The organism is Micromonospora sp. NPDC050695 (assembly GCF_040654415.1).
GTDB lineage: Bacteria > Actinomycetota > Actinomycetes > Mycobacteriales > Micromonosporaceae > Micromonospora.
Genome location: NZ_JBFAHZ010000011.1, coordinates 109,766 through 124,153, shown reverse-complemented (window position 1 = coordinate 124,153; position 14,388 = coordinate 109,766). Strand labels below are relative to the sequence as shown.

At 73.6% G+C, this 14,388-nt stretch carries 13 protein-coding genes; 5 read left to right on the top strand and 8 right to left on the bottom strand.

Annotated elements, in window-relative coordinates:
- From AB0H52_RS11590 to AB0H52_RS11575, 4 genes are read right to left on the bottom strand one after another with little or no spacing between them, the layout of a single operon-like run.
- Nucleotides 1–1,581 (bottom strand): uroporphyrinogen-III synthase, encoded by a 1,581-nt coding sequence (locus AB0H52_RS11590; RefSeq protein WP_151490878.1) that lies wholly within the window; start codon nt 1,579–1,581, stop codon nt 1–3.
- A complete protein-coding gene (hemC, locus tag AB0H52_RS11585; RefSeq protein WP_151490877.1) occupies nt 1,578–2,546 on the bottom strand; it encodes a hydroxymethylbilane synthase in 969 nt (322 codons plus the stop codon). Before hemC ends, AB0H52_RS11590 begins: the two co-directional genes overlap by 4 nt.
- Nucleotides 2,543–3,940, bottom strand: a complete 1,398-nt coding sequence (locus AB0H52_RS11580; RefSeq protein WP_357946768.1) for a glutamyl-tRNA reductase — start codon at nt 3,938–3,940, stop codon at nt 2,543–2,545. Before AB0H52_RS11580 ends, hemC begins: the two co-directional genes overlap by 4 nt.
- Entirely contained in the window at nt 3,937–4,707 is a 771-nt protein-coding gene (locus tag AB0H52_RS11575; protein ID WP_151490875.1) for a redox-sensing transcriptional repressor Rex, read from the bottom strand. The genes AB0H52_RS11580 and AB0H52_RS11575 overlap by 4 nt, the downstream gene beginning before the upstream one ends.
- 369 nt (nt 4,708–5,076) lie before the next feature.
- On the opposite strand from AB0H52_RS11575, the gene AB0H52_RS11570 reads away from it, so the two are divergent.
- Together AB0H52_RS11570 and AB0H52_RS11565 are read left to right on the top strand one after the other, a co-directional pair.
- A complete protein-coding gene (locus tag AB0H52_RS11570) occupies nt 5,077–6,378 on the top strand; it encodes a sensor histidine kinase (RefSeq protein ID WP_357946765.1) in 1,302 nt (433 codons plus the stop codon).
- A gap of 58 nt (nt 6,379–6,436) precedes the next feature.
- Nucleotides 6,437–7,090: a response regulator transcription factor gene (locus AB0H52_RS11565; RefSeq protein WP_151490873.1), complete on the top strand. Its 654-nt coding sequence runs from the start codon at nt 6,437–6,439 to the stop codon at nt 7,088–7,090.
- Here AB0H52_RS11565 and AB0H52_RS11560 read toward each other — a convergent pair.
- Genes AB0H52_RS11560 through AB0H52_RS11550 form a run of 3 tightly spaced genes read right to left on the bottom strand, consistent with a single transcriptional unit; the run spans nt 7,071 to nt 9,636 of the window.
- Complete coding sequence (locus tag AB0H52_RS11560; protein ID WP_151490872.1) at nt 7,071–7,733, bottom strand: HAD hydrolase-like protein; 663 nt, start codon at nt 7,731–7,733, stop codon at nt 7,071–7,073. The genes AB0H52_RS11565 and AB0H52_RS11560 overlap by 20 nt on opposite strands.
- Before the next feature lie 24 nt (nt 7,734–7,757).
- Nucleotides 7,758–8,012, bottom strand: coding sequence for a glutaredoxin family protein (locus AB0H52_RS11555; protein ID WP_151490871.1), 255 nt, complete (start codon nt 8,010–8,012; stop codon nt 7,758–7,760).
- Nucleotides 8,002–9,636, bottom strand: a complete 1,635-nt coding sequence (locus AB0H52_RS11550; protein ID WP_151490870.1) for an AMP-binding protein — start codon at nt 9,634–9,636, stop codon at nt 8,002–8,004. Before AB0H52_RS11550 ends, AB0H52_RS11555 begins: the two co-directional genes overlap by 11 nt.
- 586 nt (nt 9,637–10,222) lie before the next feature.
- Here AB0H52_RS11550 and AB0H52_RS11545 point away from each other — a divergent pair.
- The 3 genes from AB0H52_RS11545 to AB0H52_RS11535 all read left to right on the top strand — a co-directional run bounded on the left by AB0H52_RS11545 (nt 10,223) and on the right by AB0H52_RS11535 (nt 13,356).
- Complete coding sequence (locus AB0H52_RS11545) at nt 10,223–11,191, top strand: ECF subfamily RNA polymerase sigma factor, BldN family (RefSeq protein ID WP_151490869.1); 969 nt, start codon at nt 10,223–10,225, stop codon at nt 11,189–11,191.
- Nucleotides 11,192–11,480: 289 nt separating this feature from the next.
- Nucleotides 11,481–12,359 carry a DUF5667 domain-containing protein gene (locus AB0H52_RS11540; protein ID WP_357946760.1) on the top strand — a complete coding sequence of 293 codons (879 nt, stop codon included), beginning with the start codon at nt 11,481–11,483 and terminating at the stop codon, nt 12,357–12,359.
- A gap of 121 nt (nt 12,360–12,480) precedes the next feature.
- Nucleotides 12,481–13,356 (top strand): HAD-IB family hydrolase, encoded by an 876-nt coding sequence (locus tag AB0H52_RS11535; protein WP_151489924.1) that lies wholly within the window; start codon nt 12,481–12,483, stop codon nt 13,354–13,356.
- Between the two features lie 17 nt (nt 13,357–13,373).
- On the opposite strand, the gene AB0H52_RS11530 is transcribed toward AB0H52_RS11535, so the two are convergent.
- Entirely contained in the window at nt 13,374–14,282 is a 909-nt protein-coding gene (locus AB0H52_RS11530) for a lysophospholipid acyltransferase family protein (protein WP_151489928.1), read from the bottom strand.
- Nucleotides 14,283–14,388: the final 106 nt, after the last annotated feature.

Below are 14,388 nucleotides of genomic sequence, written 5' to 3'. Positions count from 1 at the left end.
CTACCGGAAGCGGAGGGCGGTCGGCCCCTGCACCTTCGAGCCACGGCGCTGCTTGGCCGGCATGGCGGCCAGCTTCTCCCGCAACTCGACGGCGTAGGCGGCGAGCGCCTCCACCAGGTCGGGCACCGAGGCGTGCGGCGGCTGGACGTCGACCCGAAGGCCGAACTCCGTCGCGGTCTCCGCCGTCTTGGGCCCAATCACGGCAACAACGGTGCGCGCGTGCGGCTTCCCGGCGATACCGACCAGGTTCCGCACGGTCGAAGAAGACGTGAAGAGCACCGCGTCGAACCCGCCGGACTTGATCGCGTCCCGGATCTCGGCGGGCGGCGGCGCCGCCCGCACCGTCCGGTACGCGGTCACGTCGTCGACCTCCCAGCCGCGCTCGGTGAGCCCGGCGGCGAGCGTCTCGGTGGCGATGTCGGCACGCGGCAGCAGCACCCGGCCCACCGGGTCGAGGATCTCGTCGTGCGGCGAGAACTCGGCGAGCAGCCCCTCGGAGGACTGCTCCCCGGCGGGGATCAGCTCCGGCTGGATGCCGAACGCGCGGACCGCGTCCGCCGTCGCCTCGCCGATGCAGGCGATCTTGACGCCACCGAAGTGCCGGGCGTCCAGCCCGTGCTCGGCGAACTTCTCCCAGACCGCGCGGACCGCGTTCACCGAGGTGAAGATCACCCAGGCGTACCGGCCGTCGACCAGGCCCTTGACCGCCCGCTCCATCTGCGCCGGGGTACGCGGCGGCTCGACCGCGATGGTCGGCACCTCACACGGGATCGCCCCGTACGCCCGCAGCCGGGCACTCATCGCACCGGCCTGCTCCTTGGTGCGCGGCACGAGCACCTTCCAGCCGTACAGCGGGCGGTTCTCCCACCAGCTCAGCTTGTCGCGCTGGCCCACGCCGGCGCCGACGGTGAGCACCACCCGGCCGGTGAAGCCGAGCGCGGCGGCCACGAAGCTGTCCACCGTCGACGTGGTCGTGTACTGGGTCTCGCCGGTGCCGTCACCGGTCACCCCGACGCCGGTCGTGCCGTCGACCCCGGCGGCCAGCAGGCCGTCCCGGACGGCGGCGAGGTCACCGGCGTCCACGGCCAGCGCGAGCGAGCCCCGGCCGACGGCCGCGGAGAGCGCCTCGAAGTCCAGTGCGGTGACGTCCTCGACGTCCGCGGCGGTACGCACACCCGGCAGCGGAACACCCGCGTAGGTGGCGACGCCCTCGGCCTGGCCGACACCGGGCACCACCTCGAAGTGGGCGGCGGTGCGGGCCACCGCCTGCACCTCCTTGACCACCGAGTCGTGACCGAAAGGGTCACCGGCGACCAGGTGCACCGCGTTCAGCCCGGAACGGGCCGCGGAGATCAGCACCTTCGCCACGTCCCCCGGCGCGCCTTCGGCCGGGGTGAACTCGGCGTCCTCTCTGGCCTCGGCGCGGACGACGGCGAGCAACGACTCGGGGACTCCCCGGTCGTAGATCACCTGGTCGGCGTCGACCAGGGCGTCGTGCGCCCGACGGGTCAGCAGGCCCGGGTCGCCGGGGCCAGCCCCGACGAACGCGATACGGCCGACGGGCTTACGGGTGCGGGTCATTCTGTGCTCCCAAATTGCTGGGTCCCCGGGCCGTTGTGTCCTTCGTGGCCGAGGATCGAGTCGGCGCCGAGTTCGAGGAGTTCGGCGGCGAGTGCCTTACCGATCTCCGCCGCGTCGGCGGGCGTTCCGGTGCGGGACAGCCGAAGGTCACGAGTGCCATCCGGGCTGATCACCGCCCCGCGCAGGTAGATCTCATCGCCGTCGTCACCTTCGGCGAGTTCCGCATAGGCGGCCACGGGTGCGCTGCACCCGGCCTCCAGGGTTTCCAGCAGCGCGCGTTCCGCGGTGACCGCGGCGCGCGACGGTGCGTGGTCGAGCGTCGCGAGCAGCTCGACCAGATCCTGGTCGTCGACCCGGCACTCCACGGCCAGCGCGCCCTGGGCGGGCGCGGGCAGCATCAGCATCGGGTCCAGCGTCTCGGTGATCGCGTCGGTGCGCCCGAGTCGGGCCAGTCCGGCCCGGGCCAGTACGACGGCGTCCAGGTCGGCGTCGGGGCCGAGCACCCGCGCCAGGCGGGTGTCCACGTTGCCGCGGATCGGGGTGACCTCCAGTTGCAGGCCGAGTGCGTGCAACTGGGCGATGCGGCGCAGCGCGCCGGTGCCCACGGTGGCCCCGGGCGGCAGCTCGGCGAGCGTCCGCCCACCCTGCGCGATCAGCGCGTCGCGGGGGTCCTGCCGGGCCGGCACCGCCGCGATGTGCAGCCCGGCGGCGGCGGCCGTGGGCAGATCCTTGTAGGAGTGCACGGCGAAGTCGATCGTCCGCGCGGTCAGTGCGTCGCGCAGCGCCGAGACGAACACCCCGACGCCGAGCCGGTGCACCGGCGCGTGGGAACGGTCGCCCGCGGTGACCACCTCGACCAGCTCGACCGGGCGGCCGGTGGCGGCGGTCAACGCCTCGGCGATCTGGCCGGACTGCGCCATCGCCAGGGCGCTGCCCCGGGTGCCGAGGCGCAGGGGGGCGGTCATCGCGCTCCTCCGGTGGGCGGGATCTGGTCGGCGTTGTCCGTGCCGAGCACCGGGTCGGTGCCGGCGAACACGGCGCCGAGGTCGGGGGTCAGCACCTCGGGGACGGTGTCCACCGGCGAGGTCTGCGGCACCTGGAGGTCGAACAGCTCGCGCAGCAGGGCAGCGTACTGGTCGCCGCCCGGCTCGGCGGCGAGCTGGCGGACCTTCACGGTGGGCTGGTGCAGCAGCCGCTGCACGACCCGGTGCACCGTACGGGCGACCTCGGCACGCAGGTCGTCGTCGAGGTCGGGGCGGCGCTGGGCCAGCCGCCGCAGCTCGGCGGTGACCACGTCGTCGGCCCGACCGCGCAGCGCGGCCACGGTGGGCGCGACGTCGGCGCCGCGCAGCCAGGTGAGGAAGCCGTCCACCTCGCCGAGCACGATCCGCTCGACGGCGGCGGCGTCCGCCGCCGCCGGGCCGTCGGCGAGCAGCGCCGCCATCCGGTCGATGTCGATCACCTCGACGCCGGGCAGGTCGGCGACGCCCTCCTCGACGTCCCGCGGCACGGCCAGGTCGAGCAGGACCAGCGGGCCCCGGGCCGGGTCCCGTTCGGCCAGCGCCGCGCTGACCACCGACCGGGTGAGGACCGGTTCGGTGGACGCGGTGGCGGCCACTACGATGTCCACTGTGGAGAGGGTGTCGGCGAGCTCGGTCATCGGAGCGGCGCTCGCCCCGTACGACTCGGCGAGCCGGACGGCGCGGTCGGTGCCCCGGTTGGTGACGGTGAGCGGCCCGGCGCCCAGTCGGGACAGCGTGGCCACCCCGAGCGAGCCCATCGCACCCGCGCCGATCACCAGGGCGGGGCGGCCGGCGAGGTCGCCGTCGAGGTGCCCGGCGGCCAGCTCCAGCGCGGCGGTGACGACGCTCTGGCCGGCCCGGTCGATGCCGGTCTCGGCGTGGGCGCGCTTGCCGACCCGCAGCGCCTGCTGCATCAGCTCGTGCAGCAGTCGGCCGGCCGAGTCGGCGCCGGTGGCCCAGTGGTACGCGTCGCGCAGCTGGCCGAGGATCTGCGCCTCGCCGACGACCATCGAGTCCAGGCCGGTGGCGACCCGGAAGACGTGGTCCACGGCGGCGGTGTCGTAGTGCACGTACAGGTGGCTGGCGAGCGCCGCCGGCGGGCTGCCGGCCTGCTCGGCCAGGACGGCGCAGACGTCACCGAGCCCGCCGTGGAAACCGGACACGGCGGCGTAGACCTCCACCCGGTTGCAGGTGGAGACGAGCACCGCCTCGCTCACGTACGGCTGGGCGATCAGGTGGTCCAGGGTGCGGGTGAGGTCGGCAGGGGGCACGGCCAGCTGCTCCAGCGTGGCGACCGGGGCGGTCCGATAGGACGCGCCGACGACGAGCAGTTTCACGTGCCGATCGCCTCCTGGGTTTCGGTGGCCGCGAGCCCGCCGGGCAGGGCCGTGAGAGCGGACCCGCCGGTGGCGGGCAGCGCGGTCAGCGACGCCTTGCGGTGCTCGTGGAAGGACAGGATCTGCAGCTCGATGGCGAGATCGACCTTGCGCACGTCGACCCCCTCCGGAACCGAGAGTACGCACGGCGCGAAGTTGAGGATGCTCGTCACGCCGACCGCGACCAGTTGGTCGGCGACGCTCTGGGCGGCGGCGGCCGGGGTGGCGATCACGCCGATCGCGATGGACTCCTCCACGGCGACCGCCGGCAGCTCGTCGACGTGCCGGACCACCAGGCCGTTGATCTCCTCGCCGACCCGGGAGGGATCGGCGTCGAGCAGGGCGGCGATCCGGAAGCCCCGGCTGGCGAAGCCGTCGTAGCCGGCCAGAGCGTGACCGAGATTACCCACGCCGACCAGGGCAACCGCCCGACGCTGGGTGAGCCCGAGCACGTACTCGATCTGCTCGATCAGCAGGGCGACGTCGTAGCCGACGCCCCGGGTGCCGTACGAGCCGAGGTGGGAGAGGTCCTTACGGAGTTTTGCGGAGTTGACTCCGGCGGCGGCGGACAGGCCCTCGCTGGAGACCGTCTCGTGCCCGGCGTCGGCGAGGTTGTGCAGGGCACGCAGGTATTCGGGGAGCCGAGCGACGGTCGCCTCGGGCAGGTCCGGGAGCGCCGGTACGGCACCGGCGCGGCCGGGCGCGCCTGGGTGACGGTGCTGACTCATGAGACTCCGTGCGGTGCGATCCTCGGCCAACTCCGCTGGTCGGCCGCTTATGGACTCCCGCTGGCGACCGAGATTGCCGGCTGTGCTAGCAGGGCGCGTCGGACTCACAGAGTAGGCGCTTGTGAAGACGTGCACAAATCGCGATCTTGCCGCTGCGCGCCGCGACTCCACCAGCACCTCCATTCCACAAGATCGATTTAGCGACTCGGTCGGCTCTCCGCCGGGGCGATTATTGCTCAATCCTGACTTCTCTGACCAATCCCGCGCCGGGCCTCGCCCAGGTCGTCCGGCGGTGGTAGGGGCAGCACTACGAGGGAGAGGCGGGGCTTCGGGATGGGGACACCGAGCCCAACTGCCTAGCCTTTGGGCATGACCGCCGTTGCCGCCAGCGACCAGCCGACGCTGGCACCGAGCATCCCCCGCCAACTCTTCGTCGACTCCGGCTATGTGCTGCTCGGCCTGCCCCTGGCGGTGGCCAGCTTCGTCGTCCTCGTCGTGGGTCTCGTGGTCGGCGTCGGGCTGGTGGTCACGGTGATCGGCCTGCCGATCCTCAGCGGCACCCTGTACGCCGCCCGCGGGCTGGCCGACATCGAGCGCCTGCGGCTGCCCGCCGTGCTGCGGCAGCCGCGGATCCGGCCGCACTACCGGCTGGCCGAGGCGGGCGCCAACGCCTGGCGGCGGATCTTCGTGCCGATGCGCGACGCCCAGTCCTGGCTCGACCTGGCACACGGTGTGCTGCGGCTGATCGTGGCGGGGCTCACGTTCGTGGTGGCCCTGTCCTGGTGGGCCGCCGCGGTCGCCGGCTCGCTCTACTGGGCGTACGACTGGGCGCTCCCCCGGGCCGACGGCGGGGGCGACAGCGACCTGGCCCAACTGCTCGGCCTCGGTGACTCGACCACCGCCCGGATCGGGCTGAACACCGCGATCGGCGTGTTCTTCCTGATCACGCTGCCGATCGTGATCCGAGGCTGCGCGCTACTCCAGGCCAGCTTCGCCAAGGCCATGCTGACCGGGGTGGCCGAGATGCGGGACCGGATCACCGTGCTGGAGGAGCAGAAACGGGCCGCCGTCTCCGCCGAGGCGTCCGCGCTGCGCCGGCTGGAACGCGACATCCACGACGGCCCGCAGCAGCGCCTGGTCCGGCTGGCGATGGACCTCAGCCGGGCCCGGATGCAGCTCGCCACCGACCCGGCCGCGGCCGGCCGGACCATCGACGAGGCGGTCACCCAGACCAGGGACACCCTCGCTGAACTGCGGGCGCTGTCCCGGGGCATCGCCCCGCCGATCCTGGTGGACCGGGGGCTGCCCAGCGCCCTGGCCGCGCTCGCCGGTCGAGGACTGATCCCCATCGAGCTGCAGGTGGACCCGCAGCTCGGCACACCGGGCGGGCGGCTCGACCCGGCCGTGGAGAACACCGCCTACTTCGTGGTGGCCGAGGCGCTGACCAACATCGCCAAGCACAGCCGGGCCACCGAGGCCGTGGTCGCCGTGGCCCGGCAGGGCGCCCACCTCCAGGTGCGGGTGGGCGACGACGGGCAGGGCGGCGCGGACCTGGCCAAGGGGCACGGGCTGGCCGGCATCGCCGACCGGGTCCGGGCGGCCGGCGGCGAACTGTCCGTGATCAGCCCGACCGGTGGCCCGACCGAGATCCGCGCCGAGTTTCCCCTGTGAGCCGGCGGATGCCGCGCCGGGCCGGCCCGGCGGGCCGGACGTGGTAGACACCACAGCCATGCGCATCGTGATCGCCGACGACGGCGTCCTGCTCCGCGAGGGGCTGGTGCGGCTGCTGACCGAGAGCGGCCACCAGGTGGTGGCCGCCGTCGGGGACGGCGACGCCCTGGTCGAGGCGGTGGTGGAGCACCAGCCGGACGTGTCGATCGTCGACGTCCGGATGCCACCGACACACACCGACGAGGGTCTGCGGGCGGCCGTCGAGGCGCGTCGGCTGGTGCCGCGTACCCCGATCCTGGTGCTCTCCCAGTACGTCGAGGTGTCGTACGCCGATGACCTGCTGGCGACCACCGGCGGTGCCGGCGGCGGCATCGGCTACCTGTTGAAGGACCGGGTGGCGGCGATCGACGAGTTCCTGGACGCCCTGCGCCGGGTGGCGGGCGGCGGCACGGTGCTCGACCCGGAGGTGGTCGGCCAGCTCTTCGCCCGACGGCGCCGCGACGACCCGCTGCGGGAGTTGACCCCGCGCGAGCGGGAGGTGCTCGCCCTGATGGCCGAGGGGCGTTCCAACACGGCCATCGCCCGCGCCCTGGTGGTCAGCGACGGCGCGGTCGAGAAGCACGTGCGCAACATCTTCACCAAGCTCACCCTGCCGCCGGACACCGAGCAGCACCGGCGGGTGCTGGCCGTCCTCACCTACCTGCGGAACTGACCTCCCGGGCCAGGGCCACCGCGTCGGTGAGGGTGTCGGCCACCGGGTGACCGGAGGCGCGCAGCCGGGCCGGGTCGGTGAACCCGCCGGTGTAGAGCACGGCGCGGCCGCCCACCGCGAGCGCGGCGTCCGCGTCGTCGATGGAGTCGCCGATCAGCACCACCGACGTGCCGTCCACGCCCAGCTCGGCCAGGTGCTGCCGAAGCGACTCGGCCTTGCGGTCGCCACCGACCGCGGCCCGCAGCCCGTCGACCCGGGTGAAGTGGCCGGTCAGCCCGAAGGTGTGCACGGTGGGCACCAGCTCCTCGTGGAACCACATGGAGAGCAGGCTCTGGCTGCCCGGCCAGGACGCCATCGCGTCGCGCGCGTCGGCGGCCAGCTCGCAGGTGGTCAAACCGGTGCGGTACGCGTCGTGGAAGATCCGGTCCAGTCGGCCGAACTCGTCGTCGTCCACGGCCTGCCCGAGCACCTCGGCGTAGTACTCGGCGATCGGCCGGCGAAACCGCACCCGGTGCTCGTCGAGAGTGACGACCGGCCCGCCCAGGCTCGCGAACACGACGTTGGTGGCGGACACCACCAGGCTGAGGTCGTTGAGCAGGGTGCCGTTCCAGTCCCAGACCAGGTGGGGATGCGCGGAGGTCATCAGAGCACCCTAGCTAGGCAGCGCTCAGAGCTGTGGCGTGGTCAGGTCCCGCAGCAGCCGGTCCTCCTCGACCCGCCAGTAGCCGTGCTCCTTGCCGTCGAGCATCACCACCGGCAGCCGGTCCCCGTACTCCCGCTCCAGCTCCACGTTGTCGGTGACGTCCCACTCGACCCACTTGTCGCCGGTGACCGCCACGACCCGATCGAGGGCCGCCTTCGCGTCGTCGCACAGGTGGCAACCGGGCCGGGTGATCAGGGCGAGCCGGGCGTCAGTGGACATCGGTTACCTCCGTGCGGGTGTCGGCGTCAGCCGGCGGGCCGGCCGGCGTCGCCGACCGGAGTTGGGTCTTGCGTACCTTGCCGATCGCCGAGTGGGGCAGGGCGTCGACGAACTCGACGACGGTCGGGCACTTGAACCGGGCCAGGTTGCGTGCGCAGTGGGTGAGCAGTTCCTCGCCGGTCACCGGCCGACCCGGCGCCGGCACCACGTACGCCCGCACAGTCTCGCCGGTCCGCGGGTGCGGCACACCCAGTACCGCCGACTCGGCCACCCCGGGGTGCCCGGCGAGCACCAGCTCGACCTCGCGCGGATAGACGTTGAACCCGTTGACCAGGATCAGCTCGCCGAGCCGGTCGACGAGGAAGAGGTCGCCGTCGGAGTCCGCGTACGCGATGTCGCCGGTGCCCCACCAGCCGTCGGCGTCCGGGCCGTCGCGCCCGTCGGGCCAGTAGCCGGCGAAGAGGTTGGGGCCGGCGACCACGATCTGACCCGGGTCGGTACCGGGCGCGATGTCGGAGATGTCCAGCTCATCCGGGTCGTCGTCGGGAACGGTCAGGCCGTCGCGCCACAGGTCCGCGCCGGCGGCGTCGACCAGGCGCAGTCGCACGCCGGGCAGCGGCCGGCCGATCGAGCCGGCCTTGGCGGCCCCGCCGACCAGGGTGGAGGTGAGCACCGGAGCGGTCTCGGTGAGGCCGTACCCGACGTGCACGGGGTGGCCGGTGGTCGCGGTGAAGCGCGCCGCGACGGCGGGGTCCAGCGGAGCCGCGCCGCAGACCGCGATCCGCACGGACGCGGTGGCCGTGCGGGCCGTGGCCGCGCCGGCCCAGGCCAGGAACATCGACGGTACGCCGATGAGGACGCTGACCCGGTGCCGGGCGATCTCGTCGAGCCCGGCGGTCGGCCCCGGCTCGTCGAGCAGCACACCGGTCGCGCCATGGTGGACGACCGCGCCGAGCCCCGAGTTGAGCCCGTACGCGTGGAACAGCGGCAGCGCGAGCAGAACGGTGTCCGTCGGACCGACGACGGGTGGCTCGATGCGGTCGACCTGCTCGTGGTTGGCCAGCAGCGCCCGGTGCGAGAGCATCGCGCCCTTGGGGTGCCCCTCGGTGCCGGAGGTGTAGAGGAGTACGGCCAGGTCGTCCCCGCCCCGGCGCGGGTGCGGTGTCGGCTCGGGGGCCTCGGCGGCCGGCCGCGGCGGTGCGCCGTGCACGGCGGTGAGCGCGGGCAACCCGGCGGACACCTCGGCGGCGAGGCCCCGGATCCGGTCGGCGCCGAGGAGCACCGACGCGCCGGAGTCGGCCAGCACGTGGCGTAGCTCCGGGGCGGTGAAGCCGGGGTTGACCGGCACCGCGACCAGCCCGGCACGCAGCGCGCCGAGCAGGCCGATGACGAAGTCGGGGGTGTTGGGCAGCGCGATCGCGACGCGCGGCGGCGGATCGCCCGGACGGGTGTGCGGCGCGACGGCGGCGAGACCGCGTGCGGCGGCGTCCACCGCCGCGTCCATCTCGGACCAGGTGATGCTCTGCTCGCGCCAGTGCAGCGCGGGCCGGTCGCCGTACTCGAGAGCCGCCCGGTGGACCCGGTCGGCGAGGTTCGGCGCGGGGTTCTCCGCTGCGTCCTGCACGGTGACCGAGTCTGGCACAGCGGGCGGCGACTGGCCACGCCCGACGGTCGGGGTGAGCGCCGGACAGACCCGGTGGCCGGCGTCCCGTGTACGGGACGGTCACCGTGCCACCGGCGGTCCGATCGAGTCCTGCCGGTGGGACGAGTGACGCCCCCGACCGACGGTTCGGCCGGGGCGCGGCGGCCACCGGCCGGGGAGGGTCACCCGAACGGGCAATGCACCCCCGACCAGGGAATCCATCCTGGATCACCGGGCCGGGGAAATGTCAATCGCACACGACGGACAACCGGTCCGCCGACGGTGCGGCAGAGCGGGAAATACTTCCGCCCTGTGTAACGGACTTGCCACGCGCGGGTGACGTTGGCCCTATTATCACTCGGGTCGGCTCACCCCATTTGCCGTGAGTCGACACCCCTCAGCCCGAGGAGGCCCCCGTGCCTGTGAGCGCATTGGACCAGCACCTCAAGGGGTACTGCCGCCCGTCGGCAAACCCCGGAACCGTCCTGCCCGACCGGAAGCCCGGTCGGTCGACCCCGACGATCCACAGACCGGCCCGCCCGGCGACCACCGGGACGGGGGCGACACGGTGACCACCTTCGGTTACGCGGAACGTCCGGCCGGCCTGACCGGTCAGCCGACCCGCGCCCAGATCAACGAGCGGCCGGCCGCCCGCGCTCCGCTGGACGAACCGCACGGCGCCGCCACCCACGGCGACGGTGCGGCGCAGCGGACCCGCAACCGCCCGCACACCAACGAGCCGCCACCGCGTCCGGCGGTGCCCGGCGGGAACGCCCGGCCGACCGGTGGCCGGGTCGCGGTACCGTCCCGGCCGACCATGCCGACGCAGGGCCGGCGGACCGGCGACACGCCGACGACGACCGCCGACCCGGCGGCGGGTGAGACGGCGGTGATCCCGGCGGTGCCGGCCGCCGCCACGACGCCCACCACCACGACGCCGACGGGCTTCCCGAGCCGCCCGGACCCGTCCGACCCGGCCACCGAGGTCTGGACGCTGGTCGAGCGGGCCCAGGCTGGCGAGTCCGAGGCGTTCGGCCTGATCTACGACCGGTACGTCGACACGGTGTTCCGGTTCGTCTACTTCCGGGTCGGCAACCGGCAGCTCGCCGAGGACCTCACGTCGGACACGTTCCTGCGCGCCCTCAAGCGGATCGGCAGCTTCACGTGGCAGGGGCGCGACCTGGGCGCCTGGCTGGTGACCATCGCCCGCAACCTGGTCGCGGACCACTTCAAGTCCGGCCGGTACCGGCTGGAGGTCACCACCGGCGACGTGCTCGACGCCGACCGGGAGGACCGGGGCCCGGAGGGCAGCCCGGAGGCGGCGGTGGTCGAGCACATCACCAACGTCGCCCTGCTGACCGCCGTGAAGCAGCTCAATCCGGAGCAGCAGGAGTGCATCGTGCTCCGCTTCCTCCAGGGCTTCTCGGTGGCCGAGACCGCCCGGTCCATGGGCAAGAACGAGGGTGCCATCAAGGCCCTCCAGTACCGGGCCGTCCGGGCGCTGGCCCGGCTCCTCCCCGACGGCTTCCAGCCGTAATTTCCTTCGGCGGGACCGATGGATGTCGATCGACATCCGTGCAGCTCAGGGTCGGTCCCGCCGGGTGACGACGATCACTTTCTGTGATTTTCGCCCCGCCAGGCCCGTAACCCGTGCCCGGTCCGCCGCGTTTCTCCGGGTGCGACCGGTGGTTGCCCGGCAGGCCCGGGTCACCGAGGTCCGACCGGTACGCCGGGCGGCACCTCACCTCCGTGGTGTCACACTGCCGCGCGGTCGCTGGCAACGACGGCGGCCGACCGGCCGTGACCAGCGAGAGGAGGTGCCTGCGGTGGACAACATCCTCTTCTCCCGCCGGCGCGCCGAGCGCTTCGCGCAGCTTCTCGAGGAGGCCAACGGCGGCCGGCGGCACCACGTCCGGTCCCGCGTGGACGGTCAACTCGCGCCGCTCGTCGCGGTGGGCCAGCGGCTCAGCGTCGATCCCCCGGCGATCGAGGCGGACCCCGAGTTCCGCACCGGCCTGCGGGCGATGCTGCTCGCCACCGCCGAGCGGGAGGGGTTGGGCAACGCCCCGACGGCCGGCGAGACGGCCACCACCCGTCCCGCCACCACCGCCCGCGGGCCGCTGCTGCCGGCGGTCACCGCCCGGCGCGCGAGGGCCCGAGCCGCGATCCTGGTCGGCGTCGCCGCCGGTGCCATCGCCGTCTCCGGCATCTCCGCCGCCAGCGAGGACGCCGTTCCCGGCGACGCGCTGTACGGCATGAAGCGCTCGACGGAACGCGCCCAGCTCGCCCTGGCCAGCTCGGACATCAGCCGTGGCCAGCTCTTCCTGGACTTCGCCCGGACCCGGCTCGGTGAGGCCGCCAAGCTCCGCGGTGACCGGATCGGCTACAGCACGGTCCTCGACGACATGGACGCCGACACCCGGCAGGGTGTACGTCTGCTGACCTCGGCGGCGGTGCAGCGGGCCGAGCCGGCCAGCCTGGACACCGTCAACACCTTCGTCACCAGTCAGCGCCGGGCGGTGAGCAAGCTGCTCGACGGGGCCAACCGGGCCGACCGGGAGCGGACCCGCCAGTCGCTGGCGCTGCTGGACAGCATCCGGGAGCGCTCCGACGAGCTGCGCGCGTCGATCGCCTGCGGCCTCCCGGCACCGGCGGGCAGCGACGCCCTCGGCCCCGCCCCCACCGCCTGCCCCGGCACCCGCTGACCCCCAATACCCCAGGTCCGGCCAGCTCCGCCGCAGTTCACCGCGTGCCCGACTCCACGACCAGGTGGCCGGATACCCTCGCTGAGGGGCATCCGTCGTACCCGGCGAGGAGGGGAGTCGCGTGGCGCGTAGCCGCAAGGTGACGGTCAGCACCGACGCCCACGGTCACACCGCAGGCTGGGCGGAGACCGAGCTGGCGCCGGTGATCGCACCCGTGCCGGATCCGGGCGCCGCGGCCTTCTTCGACGTGGACAACACGATGATGCAGGGCGCCTCGATCTACTGGTTCGCCCGCGGGCTCGCCGCCCGCAACTACTTCACGACGACCGACCTGGCCCGCTTCGCCTGGCAGCAGCTCCGGTTCCGGGTGCTGGCCCGGGAGCACGCCGGTGACATGTCGCTGGCGAAGGAGGCCGCGCTGGCCTTCGTCCAGGGCTGGCGGGTGGACGACGTGGAACGCCTCACCGAGGAGATCTTCGACGAGCTGATGGCCCCCCGGATCTGGGCCGGCACCCACCGGCTCGCCCAGGGGCACCTGGACGCCGGCCAGCGGGTCTGGCTGGTGAGCGCCGCGCCGGTGGAGATCGGCCGGGTGATCGCCACCCGCCTCGGCCTGACCGGCGCGATCGGCACGGTGGCCGAGGTGCTCGACGGGGCGTACACCGGGCGGTTGGTGGGTGATCTGATGCACGGCCCGGCGAAGGCCGAGGCGGTGACCCAGCTCGCGGCCGTGGAGGGGCTGGATCTCAGCCGCTGCGCGGCGTACAGCGACTCGGCCAACGACCTGCCGCTGCTGTCCGCCGTGGGCCGGGCGGTGGCCGTCAACCCGGACGGCACCCTGTTGCGGCAGGCCCGGCAGCACGGCTGGGAGGTACGGGACTTCCGCACCGGCCGCCGCGCGGTCAAGATCGCCGTACCGTCGACCGCGGCGGCCGGGCTGGTCGCCGGAGCGGTCACCGCCGGGCTGGCGCTGCAACGCCGCCGCCGCGCCGGCTGACCGGCCGCCACGGGCGGCTAGGGGCCGAACGGGTCCGGACGTCGCTCCAGCAGCGTGTGCAGGGTCTGCTGGATCGTCTCGCGTACCTGGTCGGCGAGGTTGAAGACGACCAGCGGATCGTCCGCCGAGTCGGTCAGGTGGGCGGTGGGGATCGGCGGGCAGAACTCGATCAGCCACTTGCTGGGCAGCGGCACCATGCCCAGCGGCCCGAGCAACGGGAAGGTCGGCGTGACCGGGAAATACGGAAGTTTGAGCAGTCGGGCGAGGGGCTTGATGTCGGCGAGCATCGGGTAGATCTCCTCGCCGCCGACGATGGCGACCGGCACGATCGGGGTGCCCGTCCGCAGCGCCGCCGAGACGAATCCGCCCCGGCCGAACCGTTGCAGCTTGTACCGGTCGGCGTAGAGCTTGCCGATGCCCTTGAAACCCTCGGGGAACACGCCGACCAGGTCACCGCCGCCGAGCAGCCGTTCGGCGTCCGGGTTGCAGGCCACCGTGCCGCCGGTCTTGCGGGCGATCTCCGACACCACCGGCATCCGGAACACCAGGTCGGCGCCGAGCAGGCGCAGGTAGCGGCGGGCGGGGTGCTTGTCGTGCAGCGCCGCCGAGAGGATCAGCGCGTCCAACGCCACCGTGCCGGAGTGGTTGCCGACCACCAGGGCGGGCCCGTCGACGGGCACGTGCTCCACCCCGCTGACCTCGGTGCGGAACCAGTCCCGGTAGAGCAGGCGCAGCAACGGGTGGAAGACCGCGTCGGTCAGATCCGGGTCGAAGCCGAACTCGTCGACCTCGTACTCGCCGGACAGCCGCCGACGCAGGAACGCCAGGCCGCCGGCGACCCTGCGGTCCCACTGGTCCCGGGGCCGGTCCGGCACGGCCGGCGCGGTGCCGCCGGGCGTCCCGTCGGCGGCCCGGTCGCCGTCCAGGCTCACCGGCTCGCCACTGGCCGTGGTGTCGACCTCGTCGCTGGCCGTGGTGTCGACCTCGTCGCTGGTCGCGGTGTCGACCTCGTCGGCCGGCGTCGGGGTCGGT